This is a genomic window from Hymenobacter puniceus, from assembly GCF_014333525.1.
Taxonomy (GTDB): Bacteria; Bacteroidota; Bacteroidia; order Cytophagales; family Hymenobacteraceae; genus Hymenobacter.
On the sequence record NZ_JACSCX010000002.1, the window covers coordinates 283,446 to 300,747 of the forward strand.

The 17,302-nt window shown below is 58.2% G+C and carries 19 protein-coding genes; 13 read left to right on the forward strand and 6 right to left on the reverse strand.

The genetic code is table 11. The annotated features are described in order from the left end of the window. Nucleotides 1-44 precede the first annotated feature (44 nt). The 4 genes from H8B14_RS06290 (at nt 45) to H8B14_RS06305 (ending at nt 3,164) form a co-directional block, all read left to right on the forward strand. Complete coding sequence (locus tag H8B14_RS06290; RefSeq protein ID WP_187314769.1) at nt 45-1,181, forward strand: glycosyltransferase; 1,137 nt, start codon at nt 45-47, stop codon at nt 1,179-1,181. Further along, entirely contained in the window at nt 1,172-1,789 is a 618-nt protein-coding gene (locus tag H8B14_RS06295) for an RNA polymerase sigma factor (RefSeq protein ID WP_187314770.1), read from the forward strand. Before H8B14_RS06290 ends, H8B14_RS06295 begins: the two co-directional genes overlap by 10 nt. Nucleotides 1,790-1,933: 144 nt before the next feature. Then, a complete protein-coding gene (gene rsmG, locus H8B14_RS06300; RefSeq protein ID WP_187314771.1) occupies nt 1,934-2,572 on the forward strand; it encodes a 16S rRNA (guanine(527)-N(7))-methyltransferase RsmG in 639 nt (212 codons plus the stop codon). Nucleotides 2,573-2,639: 67 nt separating this feature from the next. Beyond that, on the forward strand, nt 2,640-3,164 hold the full coding sequence (locus tag H8B14_RS06305; protein WP_187314772.1) for a hypothetical protein: 525 nt from the start codon (nt 2,640-2,642) through the stop codon (nt 3,162-3,164). 67 nt (nt 3,165-3,231) lie between these two features. Here the strand turns inward: H8B14_RS06305 and H8B14_RS06310 are convergent, their stop codons facing one another. From H8B14_RS06310 to H8B14_RS06325, 4 genes are all read right to left on the reverse strand, one after another. Then, complete coding sequence (locus H8B14_RS06310; protein WP_187314773.1) at nt 3,232-3,573, reverse strand: hypothetical protein; 342 nt, start codon at nt 3,571-3,573, stop codon at nt 3,232-3,234. A gap of 84 nt (nt 3,574-3,657) precedes the next feature. Continuing rightward, a complete protein-coding gene (locus H8B14_RS06315) occupies nt 3,658-4,305 on the reverse strand; it encodes an SMI1/KNR4 family protein (protein WP_187314774.1) in 648 nt (215 codons plus the stop codon). An 87-nt stretch (nt 4,306-4,392) separates the two neighbouring features. Then, nucleotides 4,393-4,881, reverse strand: a complete 489-nt coding sequence (locus H8B14_RS06320; protein WP_187314775.1) for a hypothetical protein — start codon at nt 4,879-4,881, stop codon at nt 4,393-4,395. Nucleotides 4,882-5,180: 299 nt separating this feature from the next. Then, nucleotides 5,181-6,164, reverse strand: a complete 984-nt coding sequence (locus tag H8B14_RS06325; protein WP_187314776.1) for a YheT family hydrolase — start codon at nt 6,162-6,164, stop codon at nt 5,181-5,183. A 265-nt stretch (nt 6,165-6,429) separates the two neighbouring features. On the opposite strand from H8B14_RS06325, the gene rpsT reads away from it, so the two are divergent. Together rpsT and H8B14_RS06335 are read left to right on the forward strand one after the other, a co-directional pair. Further along, nucleotides 6,430-6,687 carry a 30S ribosomal protein S20 gene (gene rpsT, locus H8B14_RS06330; protein WP_044013973.1) on the forward strand — a complete coding sequence of 86 codons (258 nt, stop codon included), beginning with the start codon at nt 6,430-6,432 and terminating at the stop codon, nt 6,685-6,687. Between the two features lie 125 nt (nt 6,688-6,812). Next, nucleotides 6,813-8,312: a T9SS type A sorting domain-containing protein gene (locus H8B14_RS06335; protein WP_187314777.1), complete on the forward strand. Its 1,500-nt coding sequence runs from the start codon at nt 6,813-6,815 to the stop codon at nt 8,310-8,312. Between the two features lie 130 nt (nt 8,313-8,442). Here the strand turns inward: H8B14_RS06335 and pyk are convergent, their stop codons facing one another. Further along, nucleotides 8,443-9,882: a pyruvate kinase gene (pyk, locus tag H8B14_RS06340; protein ID WP_187314778.1), complete on the reverse strand. Its 1,440-nt coding sequence runs from the start codon at nt 9,880-9,882 to the stop codon at nt 8,443-8,445. 145 nt (nt 9,883-10,027) lie between these two features. Then, the gene (locus H8B14_RS06345) at nt 10,028-10,456 is read right to left on the reverse strand and encodes an IPExxxVDY family protein (RefSeq protein WP_187314779.1); all 429 of its coding nucleotides are present in this window, start codon (nt 10,454-10,456) and stop codon (nt 10,028-10,030) included. Between the two features lie 161 nt (nt 10,457-10,617). On the opposite strand from H8B14_RS06345, the gene H8B14_RS06350 reads away from it, so the two are divergent. The 7 genes from H8B14_RS06350 (at nt 10,618) to lgt (ending at nt 17,281) form a co-directional block, all read left to right on the forward strand. After that, a complete protein-coding gene (locus H8B14_RS06350) occupies nt 10,618-10,854 on the forward strand; it encodes an acyl carrier protein (RefSeq protein WP_019948606.1) in 237 nt (78 codons plus the stop codon). A gap of 92 nt (nt 10,855-10,946) precedes the next feature. Then, nucleotides 10,947-12,197, forward strand: coding sequence for a beta-ketoacyl-ACP synthase II (gene fabF / locus H8B14_RS06355; protein ID WP_187314780.1), 1,251 nt, complete (start codon nt 10,947-10,949; stop codon nt 12,195-12,197). Between the two features lie 5 nt (nt 12,198-12,202). Further along, the gene (gene rnc, locus H8B14_RS06360) at nt 12,203-12,943 is read left to right on the forward strand and encodes a ribonuclease III (RefSeq protein WP_187314781.1); all 741 of its coding nucleotides are present in this window, start codon (nt 12,203-12,205) and stop codon (nt 12,941-12,943) included. 141 nt (nt 12,944-13,084) lie between these two features. Next, nucleotides 13,085-15,019: an NAD(+) synthase gene (gene nadE, locus H8B14_RS06365; protein ID WP_187314782.1), complete on the forward strand. Its 1,935-nt coding sequence runs from the start codon at nt 13,085-13,087 to the stop codon at nt 15,017-15,019. Nucleotides 15,020-15,432: 413 nt separating this feature from the next. Further along, nucleotides 15,433-16,059, forward strand: a complete 627-nt coding sequence (locus H8B14_RS06370) for an RNA polymerase sigma factor (RefSeq protein WP_187314783.1) — start codon at nt 15,433-15,435, stop codon at nt 16,057-16,059. Next, nucleotides 16,052-16,291, forward strand: a complete 240-nt coding sequence (locus H8B14_RS06375; RefSeq protein WP_187314784.1) for a hypothetical protein — start codon at nt 16,052-16,054, stop codon at nt 16,289-16,291. Before H8B14_RS06370 ends, H8B14_RS06375 begins: the two co-directional genes overlap by 8 nt. A 93-nt stretch (nt 16,292-16,384) precedes the next feature. Beyond that, on the forward strand, nt 16,385-17,281 hold the full coding sequence (gene lgt, locus H8B14_RS06380; RefSeq protein ID WP_187314785.1) for a prolipoprotein diacylglyceryl transferase: 897 nt from the start codon (nt 16,385-16,387) through the stop codon (nt 17,279-17,281). Nucleotides 17,282-17,302 lie beyond the last annotated feature (21 nt).

The window sequence follows — 17,302 nt, forward strand, 5'->3', positions numbered from 1 at the left end:
AGGTACTCTACCCACCCCGAATGCCTACTTTTGCAGGCTAATTCATGCTGTCCGCTTTGCTATCGAGTTTTTCTCCGGCCATCTGGCTGCTGCTGGCCTGCGTGCTGGTGCAGCTCTACTATGCCGCCTACTACTTCTGGCCCTTCGCCACCCGCCCGCCCGAGCCCACGCCCACCGAGGCCGGAGCCGAGCCGGTATCGGTGCTGGTGTGCGCGCACAACGAGCTGGAAAACCTGCGCCGCCTGCTGCCATTGCTGCTCAAGCAGGACTATCCCGCCGGCCTGGAAATCGTGCTCATCGACGACCGTTCCGACGACGACACCTACCTCTACGCCCAGCAGCTCAGTCAGTACTACCCCAATTTCCGGCTCGTCACCATTGGCCGCACGCCCGAAGGCTTGTCACCCAAAAAGTACGCTCTTACGCTGGGCATCAAGGCGGCCCGCTACCCGCACTTGCTCTTCACCGATGCCGACTGCATTCCGCTTACCAACCAGTGGGTGCAGCACTTAGCCGCTGGTTTTCGGCAGCCCGCCGATATGGTGCTGGGCTATTCGGCCTATGCCGCCGAGCCCGGCTTTCTCAATCAGCTGGTGCGGTTTGAAACCCTGCTGACCGCCGCGCAGTACCTGTCTTTTGCGTGGCGCGGCAAGCCCTATATGGGCGTGGGACGCAACCTGGCCTACACCCGTGGCGTCTTTACCGCAACCAAAGGCTTTGCTTCCCACATCCGCAGCCTGTCCGGCGACGACGACCTGCTGGTGCAGGATGCCGTGGCGCAGGGCGCGCGCGTGGCCGTGGTAGCCGAGCCGGTGGCCCATACGCTTAGTGAGCCGGCGCATACCTGGGGCGGCTGGTGGCGCCAGAAACGGCGGCATTTGTCGGCCGGCCGGAGCTACCGTTTTGCCGATCAATTTCGTCTTGGAAACTTTATAGGAAGTAATCTGCTTTTCTATGGGGTCAGCATAGGGTTGCTGTTTTCCCAGGCCGATTGGATACCTTTGGCCGGCCTATGGCTGGTGCGTACCGGGCTGGTCTGTGCCACCTACCAACGTTTGAGCCGGCGCCTCGACGACCCACTGCCCGTGGGGCTGTTGCCGGTATTGGATGTTGTCTACTTTTTTTATTATCTCGCTTTAGGAATGTCGCTGTTCCTCTACCGAAACCTCCGATGGAAGTAAATAATCAGGAAAAACAATTCTCTGCCAAGGCCAAGCATGACTTTAAGCTGATTCGGGCTGCCGTGGAAAATGGCGACGAAAAGGCGTATGCTGAGCTGATGCAGATCTACAAAAAGCCGGTGTACCACGTGGTGCTGAAGATGGTGCGCAACCCCGACGACGCCGACGACCTTACCATCGAAGCATTTGCCAAGGCCTTCCGCAACCTGCATAAGTTCAACCCCGAATTTGCCTTCAGCACCTGGCTGTTCCGCATTGCCACCAACAACTGCATCGACTTTATTCGCAAGAATAAAATCAAAACGATGTCCATCGACTCGGCCATCAAGATTGACAACGGCGACGAAATCACCATCGACTTCCGCGACCAGAACCTGAACCCGCAGGAGACGACCATCAAAAACCAGAAAATTGAAATCATGCAGCACGTGGTGTCGCGGCTGCCCGACAAGTACCAGCGCCTCGTGACGCTGCGCTACTTTGATGAGCTGAGCTACGAGGAAATTGCGCAGGAGCTGAAAGCGCCCCTCGGCACCGTGAAAGCCCAGCTGCACCGCGCCCGGGAGCTGCTCTTCGACATGGTGAAAAACAAAAAGGAAATCATCTAGAAAGGAGCTGAACAGACTTAGAACGTCATTCAGAGTGAAGCGAAGAATCTCGCGTGCTGACATTGGGCTACTGGCACAATAGCAGCACGCGAGATTCTTCGCTTTACTCTGAATGACGTTCCTTCATCTTCTATCCAACCCCCTATGCACATCCTGCACCACTACTTTCCGCACCTCACCGACCACCAGCGCCAGCTGTTCAGCCAGCTTGATACCGAGTTTCGCGGCTGGAACGAGCGGCTCAATCTGGTAGCACGCACCGACGTGGATAACCTGGCCGAGCGGCATTTTCTGCACTCGCTGGGCATTGCCAAGGTGGTGGAGTTTGCGGCGGGCTCGTCGGTGCTGGATGTAGGCACGGGCGGCGGCCTGCCCGGCTTGCCGCTGGCTATCCTGTTTCCGGAAGTGAAGTTTCATCTGGTCGACAGCATCGGCAAAAAAATCCATGCCGTGCAGGAAATGGCCCGCGCCCTCAACCTGACCAACGTCACGGCCGAGCAAACCCGCGCCGAGCAGCTACGCCCCAAATACGACTATGTGGTGAGCCGCGCCGTAGCCCGCCTGGCCACCTTCCACACCTGGATTGCGCACCGCTATAAGCCTCAGCACGAAGCTGCCCCCAACAGCGGCCTCTACTACCTCAAAGGCGGCGACCTGACCGAGGAAATCGAGGAATCGGGCCTCAAAGCAACGATGTATAACCTGAGTGACTTTTACACCGAAGAATTCTTCGAAACCAAGAAGGTGGTAGTGGTGCCTAGTAATTCGGCTGGGCGTGGGTAAGGAGAGTTATGGCGTTTCACAAAGGACCCTTTTCGTGAACTTAGTTTTTTAATCGGAGGGCTACAAGATGCTAGAGGAACTAGACGTGAGCATTCGCCGGGGGCACACCAACAAGGTGAAGAAGATACTCCATGCCCTCGTTGCACAAGGCGACGCGCAGCACGCGGCCCACTTACGACCGCTGCTGACGAGTGAGGTTCCCGATGGCATCATGCTGCGCAACTTGGCCCGGGCATTCTTCCGCCTGAATCGCACCAGTTTGAGCGATTGCTCCACCCTGTTCTTGCTGCAGGATATTGCCAATATCAACGTACAAGATGCCCTCTTGGAGGTGGTCGGGTACGACCGCATGGTACCCCCTGTCGAGATGCAGAAACGCATCATCCTGCAGTTCTTTCACTTCGGCGATTTTCTGGACCATCGGCATACGACTGACCCGCGCTACGGCTTGGCAGCGGCCTGTGCGCAGTGGGAGGAAAGCATCGTGCACCGTTTTCTCCTGCACTGCCTTCGCGTCGACGATGCGGGCTTGCGGTATGTGGCCGAGAATTCCTTGAACCGGAAGTACGTGAAACTCCGGTCCCATTGCTAGAAAGGCAAGTAAAACCAGTTCTGTAAAACACAGCGCCCCGTATTTAGTCGTTCAAGCCACCACCGTTTTACTGCCCCTTTTTTAATCCGCTTCCGTGAATCTTAGTCGATTCGGGATATTCTGCTGTCGGCAGCGTGAGGAGGTAGTTTGGGGTTATCAGAAAGCGGCTCGGGAGTCCCTGCACTGGGCCTTCCTGATAGGTAATGCGGAGCGTATCGCCTTGGATGGTATAGCGCCCATCATGGTAGCCTGCCCCCATTTCCACTTCACACTCCCCATTGGTGAAGAGGTTAACGGTATACGAGCCAACCACCAAGTCTTCGAAGGCATAATACCGTAGCGTCCGCGTCTTGCTTTCGCAACCGTTAAGCAGCAGGGTCGCTGACAGGATTAGCATAAAAACTCTCATTCGCTAAAGGTAGAATGCTCCTTAATCTGAACAGAGCGCGTTTAAGGCATCACAGTTTTGCTGAACTGGGATGCTAAGCAACGCTCATCGGGTCTCCTCTTCGCTGGTCCAATAGTTGGGTTTTCGTTCTCGGGCTGGGAACTCCTCCTCGTCATTCACATGGGTGCATCGGGCGAAGGCGTCTTTTACTAACCAGCTTTGAAGCGTATCCGTCCAGAGCGTGCCGTAAACATCGAGTTGCGGATTGCGGCGCGTGGGGAGGACCGGCGTCAAAAAATACACCGGATTCGTTTTTCGGTCGATAACGAGAAAATAAAAGTCGTTGATTGGAAAGATAAAAGGGATACCCTTTCCTCTCATCTGGTCAAGGCTCAAGCCCTTGATGGCCAAAAGTTCGGCGATGCGCTGCTGGATGTCGGGCAGGTGCTCGGGGTAAGAAAAATAGATGGGCGCAAAGTGATAGGGGGTGCCGCATTCTCCGTACACGTTGACCCCCGGCAGGGTCGTTCCATTCATAACCCGGTAAAAGGCCTGCAATTCTTCCGGGAAATCGAATCCCACGGCCGCTTGAAACGCCGCGAGTTCGGACTCGGTTAACCCCGGACGCCAGCGCGTTCCTGGTTGGTGCTGCAGTCCGTAGGCCTCGACGTCCAACTGTAGTTCGGCAAAATGCCGCTCGCTGTGGTCTTTGAACCAATGCATGAATTCACTGGGAACGGCGGGATACTGCATATCAGCTTACCAAGAAAGATTATCTTTCAAGAGTACGCTCCTTTCAGTGAACAGAGTACGTTTTGCTATTCGGACCGTTTTGCTGAACTAAGCCATTGTCTTGATTTTGGCCTCTTCTAAGGCTTGTTTATACAGTTGACCGAACAATAATGCCCGTTGCTCAACTTCGCTACTATCAGCAAGCCGCGTCTTAAAGGCAAGCAGCTCAGGTAAAGACAGCTGGAGGTGTCGACGTAAATTTGCCAGTGTCAGCTCCGCCGACAGAATGTCCTGCGTGAGTTGTGCTGTCTGCCGGCGCATCGCCTCTCGCTTTGGCAACTCGGAGAAATCCTGCCAGGAAACAGTGCTGACCAACCGGGTGCTTTTCGAGACCAGAAAACCAGGTGCTCCCCCAATAGCTAGCGGTTCTTCTGCCAATCGACCAAAGCGATGCTCAAACGTGCGGTCAAAATACCAGGCTTCATCATATTCCGTCGGCTCAGCGACAATCCACTGATAATCTGTGGGCAAAGGAGACTCCTGATTCTGTTGGCTTACAAACCCGTGTGCTATGGCAATTGCTTCTTCCTTAGTCACGTTGATAGCTAGTTGGTTTCTTAAAAATACCCTGTTTTTCGTGAACGGTAGAAATCAGCCTGACACCAGGTGTTAGTAGGCCCTTACAGCGTGGGGTGAGTTCAAGAAACCCGTCTGCGAATCAAAGTTTACGAAATGCACTAAGGGGATGAGTTTCGTAAACGCTCAAAATGGAGCTTGGTCCCTCCGTCAAAGCACCGCGTCTATGGCACTCGTGTAGTTAAGCCAAAACCGCACTTTTTCCGAGGTGTCAGGTGTAACAAGCATTGCAAGAAAAGAATGGTCACAACCCCGCGGCCCTATGCTGGCACCGCCGCTGTCAGAAACTCCACGGCGCGGCGCTCGGAGTAGTATTCGCCATCCGGTGTGCCTTCGCCGAAACCGACGTGGCCGCCGTCGGAGGGCGTTTCCAGGAACACGAACTCGCTGTGGGCCGCCGCGTCGCGGGGGAAGCAGGTGGGCGGCAGAAACGGGTCGTTTTCGGCATTGACGAGCAGCGTCGGGATGCGGATGCCGCTCAGGTAGCGGCCGGAGCTGGCGTGCTCATAGTAGTCCTCCGCCGACTTGAAGCCGTGCATTGGAGCCGTAAACCGGTCGTCGAATTGCGGAAAGTCCTGCAGCTGGTCGAGGTCGGTGAGGTCGATCTGGTCGGGTAGCAGGGCCGCTTTCTGGCGCATCTTCTCGCGTAGCGTCTTCAGAAATCGGTTGAGGTACACCCGGTTTTCGAGGCGGGCAATGTGGTAAGAACTGGCCCGCAGGTCGGTCGGAACGGAGAAAACGGCGGCGCGCTCCACCTGCGTTGGCACCCGGTCGGGGTTTTCGCCCAGGTATTTGAGCGTCACGTTGCCGCCAGCCGAAAACCCGGTCAGGAAGATGCGCTGGTAGCGGTTGGTGGCCAATGCATGCCGCACCACAAAGTCGAGGTCGTCGGTGTCGCCGAGGTGGTAGGAGCGGAGCAGGCGGTTCATTTCGCCACTGCAGCTGCGGTAGTTCCAGGCCAGGGCATCGAAGCCGGCCTGGTTGAGGGCCCGCACCATGCCGCGCACGTAGGGCCGGGAGGCGTCGCCCTCCAGCCCATGCGACACGATGCAGAGCGTATCGGCCGCCGCGTGTGGTTCGCGCGACCAGTCGAGGTCTAGGAAGTCGCCATCCGCGGTTTCCACCCGCTCGCGCTGGTAGTGCACGTTGGGAACCTCCCGCCACAGACTGGGCACAATGGTTTGCAGGTGGCCGTTGAACAGATAAAAGGGCGGTTGATAGCGGGAGTCGGCGACGAGTGGCATGAGCGAGGGCGGCTAGCGGAGGTGCGGTGTGGTAGGTAGGGTGCCCGGCAGATTTGTATAGAATTTAGTGCTTCTGGCGCGATTGTCAACCTTTCAGCGCAAATAAAGTTCGGCATGCCTACTTCTCCGATGGGCGCGGTCAGCTAGATTATTCGGTAGCTGCATGGCAAATTCCGGCTTAGTAGTTTGCACTTTCCATCCAAAGCCCTACCTTTGCCCACCCAATCCGAATTGAAACCGAGCAGAACGTTCATTTCTCCTACACATGGCAAATCATAAGTCAGCCCTCAAGCGCATCCGTTCCAACGAAGCTAAGCGCGTGCTGAACCGTTACCAGGCAAAATCTACCCGCACAGCTGTTAAAAAGCTGCGCGCCACCACCGATGCTTCGGCCGCTCAGGAGCTGCTGAAGAAAGTATCGTCGATGCTGGACCGTCTGGCCAAAAAGAACATCATCCACAAGAACAAAGCCGCCAACAACAAGTCGAAGCTGGCTAAGTTCGTGAAGTCGCTGGCCGCCTAAGCAGCACCAGTAACTTTCTGCTCTTTTGATAGAGAAGGCCCCGTGCGCAAGCGCGGGGCCTTCTTGTGTTTCAGGCATATGGTTTATTTGCTATCTTTTGGCAGTCATATCCTTTTTGATTCTATATGAAACAACTGTACTGCTTATTGCTGCTACTGAGCAGCCTCACTACTCTGCCTGCCGCCGCCCAGAACTGGCGCCCTTTCCGGCCCAATGGTGACGTACACGCCTTTCGCGGCGCCTCCGCTGACACCATCCTGACGCTACGCCTCGACTCGGCCGGCGTGCGCGGCACCGACTCGGTGTACTACTTCAACCGCATCATGCGGCGTGCGGGCAGCTTTGCCTGGCAGAAAGCTCGCAACAACCAGTTCGGCCAGCAGCTGCGCTACACGCCCGCCACGCGCACCTACGTGCTGTTCTGGGATGGTGGTCCCACGCCTCAGTTTACGCTGGACTTGGCGTTGGTACTGAAGCCCTTTGCACGCGTGGGCGAAACCTGGACCAGCATGTGTACTGATGTTGGCTACCGTACCACGCTGGTGTCGCGCGGTACCATGCTGCTGGATGGCGTAACGGATTCGGTGGCAACGTTTGAGTTGGGCAACACACCGAACGTGAGGCAGGTAGTGCTCAGCAAAAATTACGGCCTTGTTTCCGCACCTGCCGATTTAGGATTTTGCTTCGGCCGCCTACGGCTGCTGACCTTGGCGCGTCGTCCTGCACCTGCTGGCCTCAGCTACTACAACCCGCTCACACTGCTGGATCTGCAGCCAGGCGACGAGCTGGGGTACCAATACACGCAGTTTACCTTCAATCCAATCGGGTGTGGCAGCGGCAGTGTGCTGCGTCGCGTGCTGACACGCCAGCTCACGGCCGACAGCCTGACGTACATCTGCCAGGAGCAAAGTCGAACGGTATATAGTGGCGCACCTGGCTGCTCGCAGAGTGGTACTACCGTTTCGCCCGTTTTGAGAGTGCGCCTGTCCGCCTCGCTGCACACCGGGCAGTGGCGCGGCGCCAGCATCGACCGGCTAAGCCCGTTGCGTGCTCCGTTGCTGTCCTACGCCTACCAGCAGCTGCCTTTTAACACGGTGCTTATGGGCTATCCGGTGGTCAGCAACCGGCCGGGAGGCGACTGTGGCGGGCCCGCAGTGTTGCAGACGGAGGTGCTCTACAACCGTGCCGGTATTGGCTACATGCCGGGGTTGGATGCCTTAAATCAGCAAACCATGAGTGCGCCGGGAGTGGGCTTTGTGTGTAACCTGGAATACCGGCTCGCCTACACCCGTCGCAACATCAACGGCACCACCCAGACTTGCGGTGCCCGCACCAACTTCGCCACCCTGCTGCCTGTAAATGCAGGACGTGCAGCAGCTACGTTCCAGCTCTATCCTAACCCAGCGGGCAGCAACGCTACACTCACGCTGGCTGGCCCGGCTCGTGTTGTTACCACCGTGCGTCTGCTCGACGCGCTGGGACGCACTGTGAGCACCCAGCAACTGCCAGCCGGCCAATCCGGTATGTTGCTACCGCTGCAGGCACTGGCGCCCGGGGTGTACGTGGTAGAGGTGCAGGCGGCCGGCGATTTGCCGCAGCAGCTGCGCCTGCAGCTGGAGCGGTAGCAGCAGATTGAACTGGTGCCGAGTAGTTAGCTGCGCAGTATTTCCTCCAACGAAAAAGCCCGCCGGAAGCTATCCCGGCGAGCTTTTTACTGATTGGTCTGGCACAACCTGGGGGTATGCCACGGCAGCTTTAAGCCACGCTGACCTTCACCATATTGGTTTTGCCCTTCTCATTAATGGGCATAGAGGCAGTGTTGATGAATACATCACCTTTGTTGAGGTTGCCGGTAGCGGTCAGAGCGTACTTGATGTCCGAAACGGAGCTGTCGGTGCTCACCATCCGGTCGTAGTAGAAGCCGCGCACGCCCCATATCAGGCTCAGTGTTGTGAGCAAAGAGCGGTTGTCGGTGAAGATGAAGATGTTGGCCTTGGGGCGGTATTTGGCAATCTGGAACGCCGTATAGCCCCGGTGCGTCATGCCGGTAATGGCCTTGGCGCCAGTGTTCTTGGCCAGGTGGCAGGCCGCCGACAGCACGCTGTCCACCATAAACGTGGGCGACTCAGGCGAGATGGGGTGCCAGCGGTGATACAGCGACTCGCGGCGGGTTTCCACGCTTAAAATCGTGCCCACCATCGAGCGGATAACCTCGGCCGGATACGCGCCCACTGCCGTTTCCGCCGACAGCATTACAGCATCGGCGCCGTCGAGCACGGCATTGGCCACGTCGCTGGTTTCGGCGCGCGTGGGGCGCGGGGCCGTAATCATGCTCTCCATCATTTGCGTGGCCACAATCACCGGCTTGCCTGCCTTATTGCACTTCTCCACAATGAGTTTCTGGGCCATCGGCACCTCTTCCATCTTCACCTCCACGCCCAGGTCGCCGCGTGCAACCATCACGGCATCGGTAATGGCAATGATTTCGTCGAGGTTTTTGAGGCCCTCCGGCGTTTCAATCTTGGCAATCACGCGGGCCGATTTGCCGCTCTCAGCAATCAGGCCCTTGATGAAGCGGATGTCTTCGGCGCGGCGCGCAAAGCTCAACGCCACCCAATCCACATCATTTTCCAGGCCGAATTTCAGATCCTCAATGTCCTTGTCGGTCATGCTTGGGGCCGATACTTCGGAGTCGGGCAGGTTGATGCCTTTGCGGGGCTTCACGAGGCCGCCGTAGATCACCTCAACATCCACTTCCTTGTCACGGTCGGTGGCCAGCACGCGCAGCTCGATTTTGCCATCGTCAATCAGGATCATGTCGCCGGGCTTCACGTCGCGCGCCAAGCCCAGGTAGATGGTGCTTAGGCGCGTAGCTGTGCTGGTTTCCTTTTCGCCGCACACCAGCTTGATTTTGTCGCCGGCCTTGATTTCCACGGCGCCGCCTTCCACTTCGCCGAGGCGAATTTTGGGACCCTGCAAGTCCTGGAGCAAGCCCACATTGGTGCGCATGTCCTTGTTGAGGCGGCGCACCGTGTTGATAACCGACAGGTGGTCTTCGTGGCTGCCGTGCGAGAAGTTGAGGCGGAATACGTCCACGCCTTCGCGCATGAGCATGCCTAGTTTCTCGTAGGTATTGGAGGCCGGGCCAACCGTGGCTACAATTTTAGTTTTATTGAAATGGGGCAGAGGTTCCATAGAAGGATTGTTGGGGGCTTAGGTTCTTGGGAGCTTGGAATCCGGCCACATCGGGTTGTCGCTACAGGCTGTACCGTGTAACAGGAGTCCGGTTTTGAAAGGCAGAATCAGCGCAATCTGCGGAGAAATCTGTGTTATCTGCGGTTCAAAAGAGCAGATTTTCTTTAAACTTCAACGAATTCGGGTCGAACTGGCAGGCGTACTGCACCACCGGCAAGGTCGTGAGCTGCGCCAGCAACGCTTCGGCGGCCAACTGGCCGCTGCCATTATTCACCTGAATCAGGTAATCGTATTCTTTAACATCGGGCGCCAGAAAGGGCTTTTTCAGCACCGAGGGGTCGATGGAGCGGTTGCGCAGCAGGCGTAGCGTGAGGTGCTCGGTGGCGTGCAGGTAGTTGCTGATGACCAGCCGGCCCTGGTGGAGCAGGTCGTAAATCAGGTCCTGCTGCTTTACCAGGCGCAGGCGCAACGCCTGGTTGAGCTGCCACGCCAGCGTGTGCTCCCGGCTCGACGAGACTACCCCGAACAGGTCGAAGTCGCACTCATATTCTACGTCCAGCGTGAGGGTTTTCATAGACAGGTGCCGAAGCGGTGGTGCGCAAAAGTACACATCCCATTATCCGAAACGAACCACCCTGGTCAGAATCTTGTGCCCGGAAGAATCGAAGGAGAGGTTTGAAAATGTTAGGGAAGATGATGTTATTTGTGGCGAGTTTTCTCTAAACCCCCACGGAAATGTCTGAAATTGCAGAAAAAGTAAAAGCCATCATCATCGACAAATTGGGCGTTGAAGCGTCGGAAGTAACGCCGGAGGCTTCTTTCACCAACGACCTGGGTGCCGACTCGCTCGACACAGTGGAGCTGATCATGGAATTTGAAAAAGAATTCAACGTCTCTATCCCAGACGACCAGGCCGAAAACATCGGCACCGTGGGTCAGGCTATCAGCTACCTCGAAGAGCACGCTAAGTAATATAGCAGCACGTACTACGGTTTTTTGTGCATTCCGGCCGGCTGCCGCCGGCCGTTTTGCTTTTCCCCTTTTTCGTAATCTCTGCCCCGCCTATGGCTTTTCGGAGAGTTGTCGTTACTGGCCTGGGCGCCATCACGCCGCTGGGTAGCACTGTTCCCGCTTATTGGGAAGGGTTGCGCCAAGGCATCAGCGGTGCCGCGCCCATCACCCGCTTCGACGCCAGCAAGTTCAAGACCCGCTTCGCCTGCGAAGTGAAGAACTACAACCCGGATGACTACTTTCCCACCAAGGAAGGTCGGAAAATGGACCTGTTCACGCAATTTGCCGTCATTGCCAGCGACGAGGCTATCAAAGATGCCGGCTTGCTGGAAGGCGTCAACAAAGATCGGGTGGGTGTTATCTGGGGCTCGGGTATTGGGGGGCTGAAAACCTTCCAGGACGAGTGCTTCAACTTCGCCAAAGGCGACGGTACACCCCGCTACAATCCGTTTTTTATTCCGAAAATGATTGCCGACAGCTCGTCGGGCAACATTTCCATCAAAAACGGTTTCCGTGGCCCTAACTTCGTGACAACGTCGGCCTGCGCCTCGTCGTCGGATGCCATTGTGGCGGCCTACAACTACATCCGCCTCGGTATGGCTGATGTGGTGGTGACGGGTGGTTCGGAAGCGGCTATTACGGAGGCCGGTGTGGGGGGCTTCAATGCCCTCAAGGCCATGAGCGAGCGGAACGACGATGCCGAAACCGGTTCGCGCCCCTACGACAAGGACCGGGACGGTTTCGTGCTGGGTGAAGGTGCCGGTGCCCTGATTCTGGAGGCCTACGAGCACGCCCAGGCCCGCGGCGCCAAGATCTACGCCGAAATCATCGGCGGCGGCTTGTCGTCGGATGCCTACCACATCACGGCGCCCGACCCAACCGGGGAAGGCGTGGTGCTGGTGATGCAGAACGCGCTGCGTGATGCCGGTATTCAGCCCGAAGAGGTGGACTACATCAACACCCACGGCACCAGCACGCCACTCGGCGACGGCGCCGAGGTGAAGGCCATCCAGAAGGTATTTGGGGAGCATGCCTACAAGCTGAACATCAGCTCTACCAAGAGCATGACCGGCCACTTGCTGGGCGGTGCGGGTGGAATTGAGGCGGTAGCCAGCATTCTGGCTATTCAGCACGGTATTGTGCCGCCTACCATCAACCACTTCACCGACGACCCCGAGCTGGACCCCAAGCTGAACTTCACGTTCAATGAGGCCCAGCCGCGCGAGGTGAAGATTGCCATGAGCAACACTTTTGGCTTTGGGGGGCACAACACGTCGGTGGTGTTCCGCAAGTTTCAGGAGTAGCAGCCATGAGTGGCTTACCCTTGTTCGGGTTTTTTCGGCGGATGCTGGGCCACGATAAGGCCTTCCGCCAGGCAATTGCAACGGTAACCGGCCGCACGCCTCAAAACGTGCGGCTTTACCATTTGGCCTTTACCCACTCGTCGGTGGTGAAGCAGCAGGCAACACCAGCCGGGCGCCACCAAAGCAACGAGCGGCTGGAGTTCCTCGGCGACGCTGTGCTGGGCACGGTGGTGGCTGAATACTTGTTCCGGAAGTTTCCGTACGAGCAGGAAGGCTTCCTGACCGAGATGCGCAGCCGCATTGTGAACCGGGAAAGCCTGAATGGGCTGGCCCTGAAAATCGGTTTGGATAAGCTGGTGCAGCTGGACCCCGGCCAGGGCCGCGCAGCCCGTTCGCGCTCCGTGAACGGCAACGCCCTGGAGGCGCTGGTAGGAGCCGTGTACCTCGACCAAGGCTATAAAGCGGCCCGTAAATTCGTGCTCAGCCGCCTTGTGAAGCCCTACGTGGACGTGAAGTCCCTTACCGAAACGACAGCCAACTTCAAGAGCAAGCTGATTGAGTGGGCCCAGCGCAACGGCAAAGCCATCCGCTACGACCTCAACGGTGAGGCCCGCCCCGGCGGCGTCATGGAATTCACGGCCTCTGTGGTGCTGGATGACGAAGTGGTGGCTACCGGGATGGGCCTAAGCAAAAAACAAGCTGAGCAATTGGCCGCCGAGCGCGCCTTAGCGACGCTCGGCGTATAAGCATACTGCGCCCACTGCGCAAAACACTGCGCCCTCTGCGGGCTACCATCGTAACAACGACGTAGCCCGCAGAGGGCGCAGTGTTTTGGCAACCCAAGACCAGGAAATGGAGTTGCTTTGCAGAAACCTACTGACAACTCCATGCGAATAGCCGGCGCCGCCCTTAACCAGATACCATTTGACTGGACCCACAATCTGCGCACCATCCGCGAGGCCATCACCCAGGCCAAAGCGGCCGGCGTGGAGCTGCTGTGCCTGCCGGAGTTGTGCCTGACCGGCTACGGATGCGAGGACCTGTTTCTGAGTGAGTGGCTGCCGGAGTCGGCGCTGGCCCACTTGCAGCAGATCCGGCCCTGGACGGACGGTATCTGCGTGGTGGTGGGGTTGCCGGTCCGGCTCAACCACCGCACTTATAACACGGCTGCTGTGCTGCGCGATGGGCAGATTCTGGGCTTCGCGGCCAAGCAGTTTCTGGCCAACGACGGCGTGCACTACGAGCCTCGGTTCTTTGCGCCGTGGCCGGCCGGCGAAACCACCACCGTGCAGTGGGAAGGGGAGGAGTGGACGCTGGGTGACCTGACGTTCGAGCATCAGGGCGTGAGGTTTGGGTTTGAAATCTGTGAGGATGCGTGGCGGCCCAACGACGTGCGACCCGCCTGCCGCCTGATGGGCCGCGTGGATTTGATTGTGAATCCGTCGGCTAGCCACTTCGCCATGAGCAAAACCGACGTGCGCTACCACCTCGTGACGGAGGCCTCGCGCACGTTCAACTGCACCTACCTCTACGCCAACCTGCTCGGCAATGAAGCCGGCCGCATCACCTACGACGGCGAGATTCTGGTGGCCCGCCATGGCCATCTGCTGTTGCGCAATCAGCTGATGAGCTTCAAGGAAGTGGACATGGAGTACGTGGACGTGGATTTCGGTGAAGCGCTGAAACCAGCCGCCGAAATAGAGCCACTGCCCGCGCCCGATGAGTACCGCGAGCTGAACCAGGCCCTGAGCCTGGCTTTGTTTGACTACCTGCGCAAGGCCCGCAGCCGGGGCTTCGTGCTAAGCCTCAGCGGCGGCGCCGACTCTTGCCTGTGCGCCGTGGCCGTAGCTGAAATGGTGCGCCTGGGCACGGCCGAGCTGGGCACCGCCGAGTTCATGCGCCGCGCCGGCTGCTTCACTGCTGAGGAAATAGCGCAATTGGCTGGCCCCGTAACAGTCGTATCTGACCAGAATGCGCCGGGCCCTAACGATGCCTCGGTGTCAGCGCCAAGCAACCAGCAGCAAGCAGCAAACCGCGAAATCGTGGGGCGTTTGCTCACCTGTGCCTATCAGGGTACCGTCAATTCCTCTGACGACACGTTCAACTCGGCTAAAGAGCTGGCTGACTCCATCGGGGCTGTGTTTCATAACTGGGAAATCGATGCGGAAGTGGGCGGCTACGTGGGTAAAATCGAGCACGCACTGGGCCGGCCATTGAGCTGGCAAACCGATGATTTGGCCTTGCAGAATATTCAGGCGCGGGTGCGGGCTCCGGCCATCTGGCTGCTGGCTAACGTGCAAAACTGCTTGCTCATCACCACCTCCAACCGCTCGGAAGCCAGCGTGGGCTACTGCACCATGGATGGCGACACGGCCGGCTCTATCTCACCTATTGCGGGCGTGGATAAGGACTTTGTGAAAAAGTGGCTGCGCTGGGCCGAAACCGAGCTGAACTATCCGGCGTTGCGCCACGTGAACAGCCTGCAGCCTACCGCCGAGCTACGCCCCCTCGAAGACAAGCAGACCGACGAGCGGGATTTGATGCCCTACGTGCTGCTCAACCGCATTGAGCGGCTGGCGTTCTATGACCGGCTGGCGCCCGAGCAAGTGCTGGCCACGCTCCGCCACGAAGACCCCGCCGCCGACCCCGAGCAGCTGAAAACCTACGTGAAGCGCTTTTATAGCCTCTGGAGCCGCAACCAGTGGAAGCGCGAGCGGTACGCCCCCAGCTTCCACCTCGACGACTACAACGTAGACCCGCGCTCCTGGCTGCGCTTCCCTATCCTGAGCGGCGGCTACACCGAGGAGCTGAACGCGCTGTAGGTGCCGGGGAGAATGTAGCCGGTTTTTAACCAGAGAATCAGATGTTGATTTCTGGTAAGCCAACTCAAATTGCAGTATAGCTGCATAGAGGCGGCAGGCTTGTAGAACCAGTGATACATGATACAAAAGCCGCGTAACGGCGACAGAGCGGGTAAAATCACCTGCCGAACCTGTCGCCGCTACGCGGCTTGTTTATTCTTGGCTTACAGCAATGATACCTACCTGCCGCCGCTATGCAGATACTTGTAATTTGAGTGTGTAAGCCACTGTGAAATAGTTTTTTGTAAGAAAGATGAGAAGTGTGCGCAAGTTTTTCGCGCTAACTTGGCCTAAGCAGTTGTAGTCTCAGTAGTCCCGGGTAATGTCGGGCGCTGAGCAGGTGCCTTTTCCACTCTTCCGTTCCCGCTTCCCTGGTGTATACCCTTCCGCTGCCTGCTGTTCACGGCGTTCTGGCTCCTGCGCAAAGCGTTGCTGCCGCCGCCGATGCCGAACTGGTAGCACAGTTGCAACAGGGCAGCGAGGCAGCGTTCCGGACGCTGGTGGAGCGCTACCAAAACCGCATCTACCGCACGGTGCTGGCGCTGCTGCCGTCGCCGGAAGAGGCCGAGGACGTGGCGCAGGAGGTGTTTGTGGAAGTTTACCAGACTATCGGCCGGTTTCGGGGCGAGGCGGCGCTGAGCACCTGGCTGTACCGGCTGGCTACTTCGCGGGCCCTCAAGCACCGGCAGCGGGCCCACGCCCGCAAGCGCTTCGCCTACTTTACCAGCCTGCTGGGCTTCGACAACCAGGTGCTGCACGAGCCGCCCGACCACGCGCACCCCCAGGCCCAGCTGGAAGGCCAGCAGCAACTGGCGCTGCTGCTGGCGCACATTGCCCGCCTGCCCGGTCAGCAGCAGGTGGCCTTCACGCTGCGCCACGAGCAGGAGCTGAGCTACGAGGAAATAGCGGCGGTGCTCGACACCACCGTGCCGGCCGTGGAATCCCTGCTGTTTCGGGCCCGCAAAACCCTTCGCACCCATCTTTCTCTGCGCCATGACTGATCCTGCCCCCCGGCCCACAGCCGACGACGAATGGGACAACCTGCTGCGCCAGTGGCGCAATCAGACACAAGCCCAACCCCGGCTGTTCTTTTACAGCCGGGTGCGTGCTCGGCTAGTGGCCGAAGCCGCCGCAGAACGCCAACTGCTGCCTAGCTGGCTGCGCTGGCCCAGTTACGCCGTTATGCTGGGCCTGTTGCTGCTGCTGAGCGGCGACGGCGCCCTGCTGCGCTAACCGCCGCCGGCCCACGAGTTGCCGCCAGAGTAGCTGGCAAAGCGGCAAGTGGAATGTCTGAGTACCTTTGAGCCTCTTCTATATTTTGTAACCATGTTTTCTTTTCTCTCTTACATCACCTGGACTGCTGATCCGATTCTGGCGCACATTGGGCCGCTGACGCTGCGCTGGTACGGGCTGCTGTTTATGTCGGGCTTCGTGCTGGGCACGTTTGTGCTGTCGCACATCTACAAGTCGGAGCGGGTGTCGCCGCGCTGGGTGGATGTCATCACCATCTATATGCTGGTGGGCACCATTCTGGGGGCGCGGCTGGGGCACGTGTTGTTCTACGACCCGGCGTATTACCTCACCAAGGAGCATTTTCTGGAGATATTCAAGATCTGGGAGGGCGGCCTGGCCAGCCACGGCGCAACGTTGGGCATCCTGCTGGCTACCTACCTGTTTGCCCGCAACAACAAGTTCGACTACCTCTGGGTGCTCGACCGGATTGTGATTGTGGTGGCGCTGGGCGGCTGTATGATTCGCTTGGGCAACCTGATGAACTCGGAAATCATTGGCCGCGTCACGGACGTGCCGTGGGCGTTCAAGTTCGCGCGCTACAACGAAATCCACGGTGGCAACAGCAACATTCCGTTTGAGCTGCGCCACCCCACCCAGATTTACGAGGCGCTGTTTTGCATTGTGCTGTTGGTGCTGCTCTACTTTATGTGGAACCGCACCAAGGAGCGTACGCCGCGCGGGCAGTTGTTCGGCCTATTTGTAGTGCTGCTGTTCTCGTTCCGGGTGCTGGTGGAGTTCCTCAAGGAAAACCAGGAAGCTTTCGAAGACAAGCTGCCGCTGAACATGGGCCAGCTGCTGAGTTTGCCCCTGATTCTGGTGGGAATCTGGGTGCTGCTGCGGGCCGGCAAAGACCCCAAGAACCCCTACGGCTACGCCCCGCGCGACTTGGAAGCCGGCGAGCCCGCCGACACGAAAGTCGTAAAAGTGTAAGCTTCATCAGCCATAAAAAAG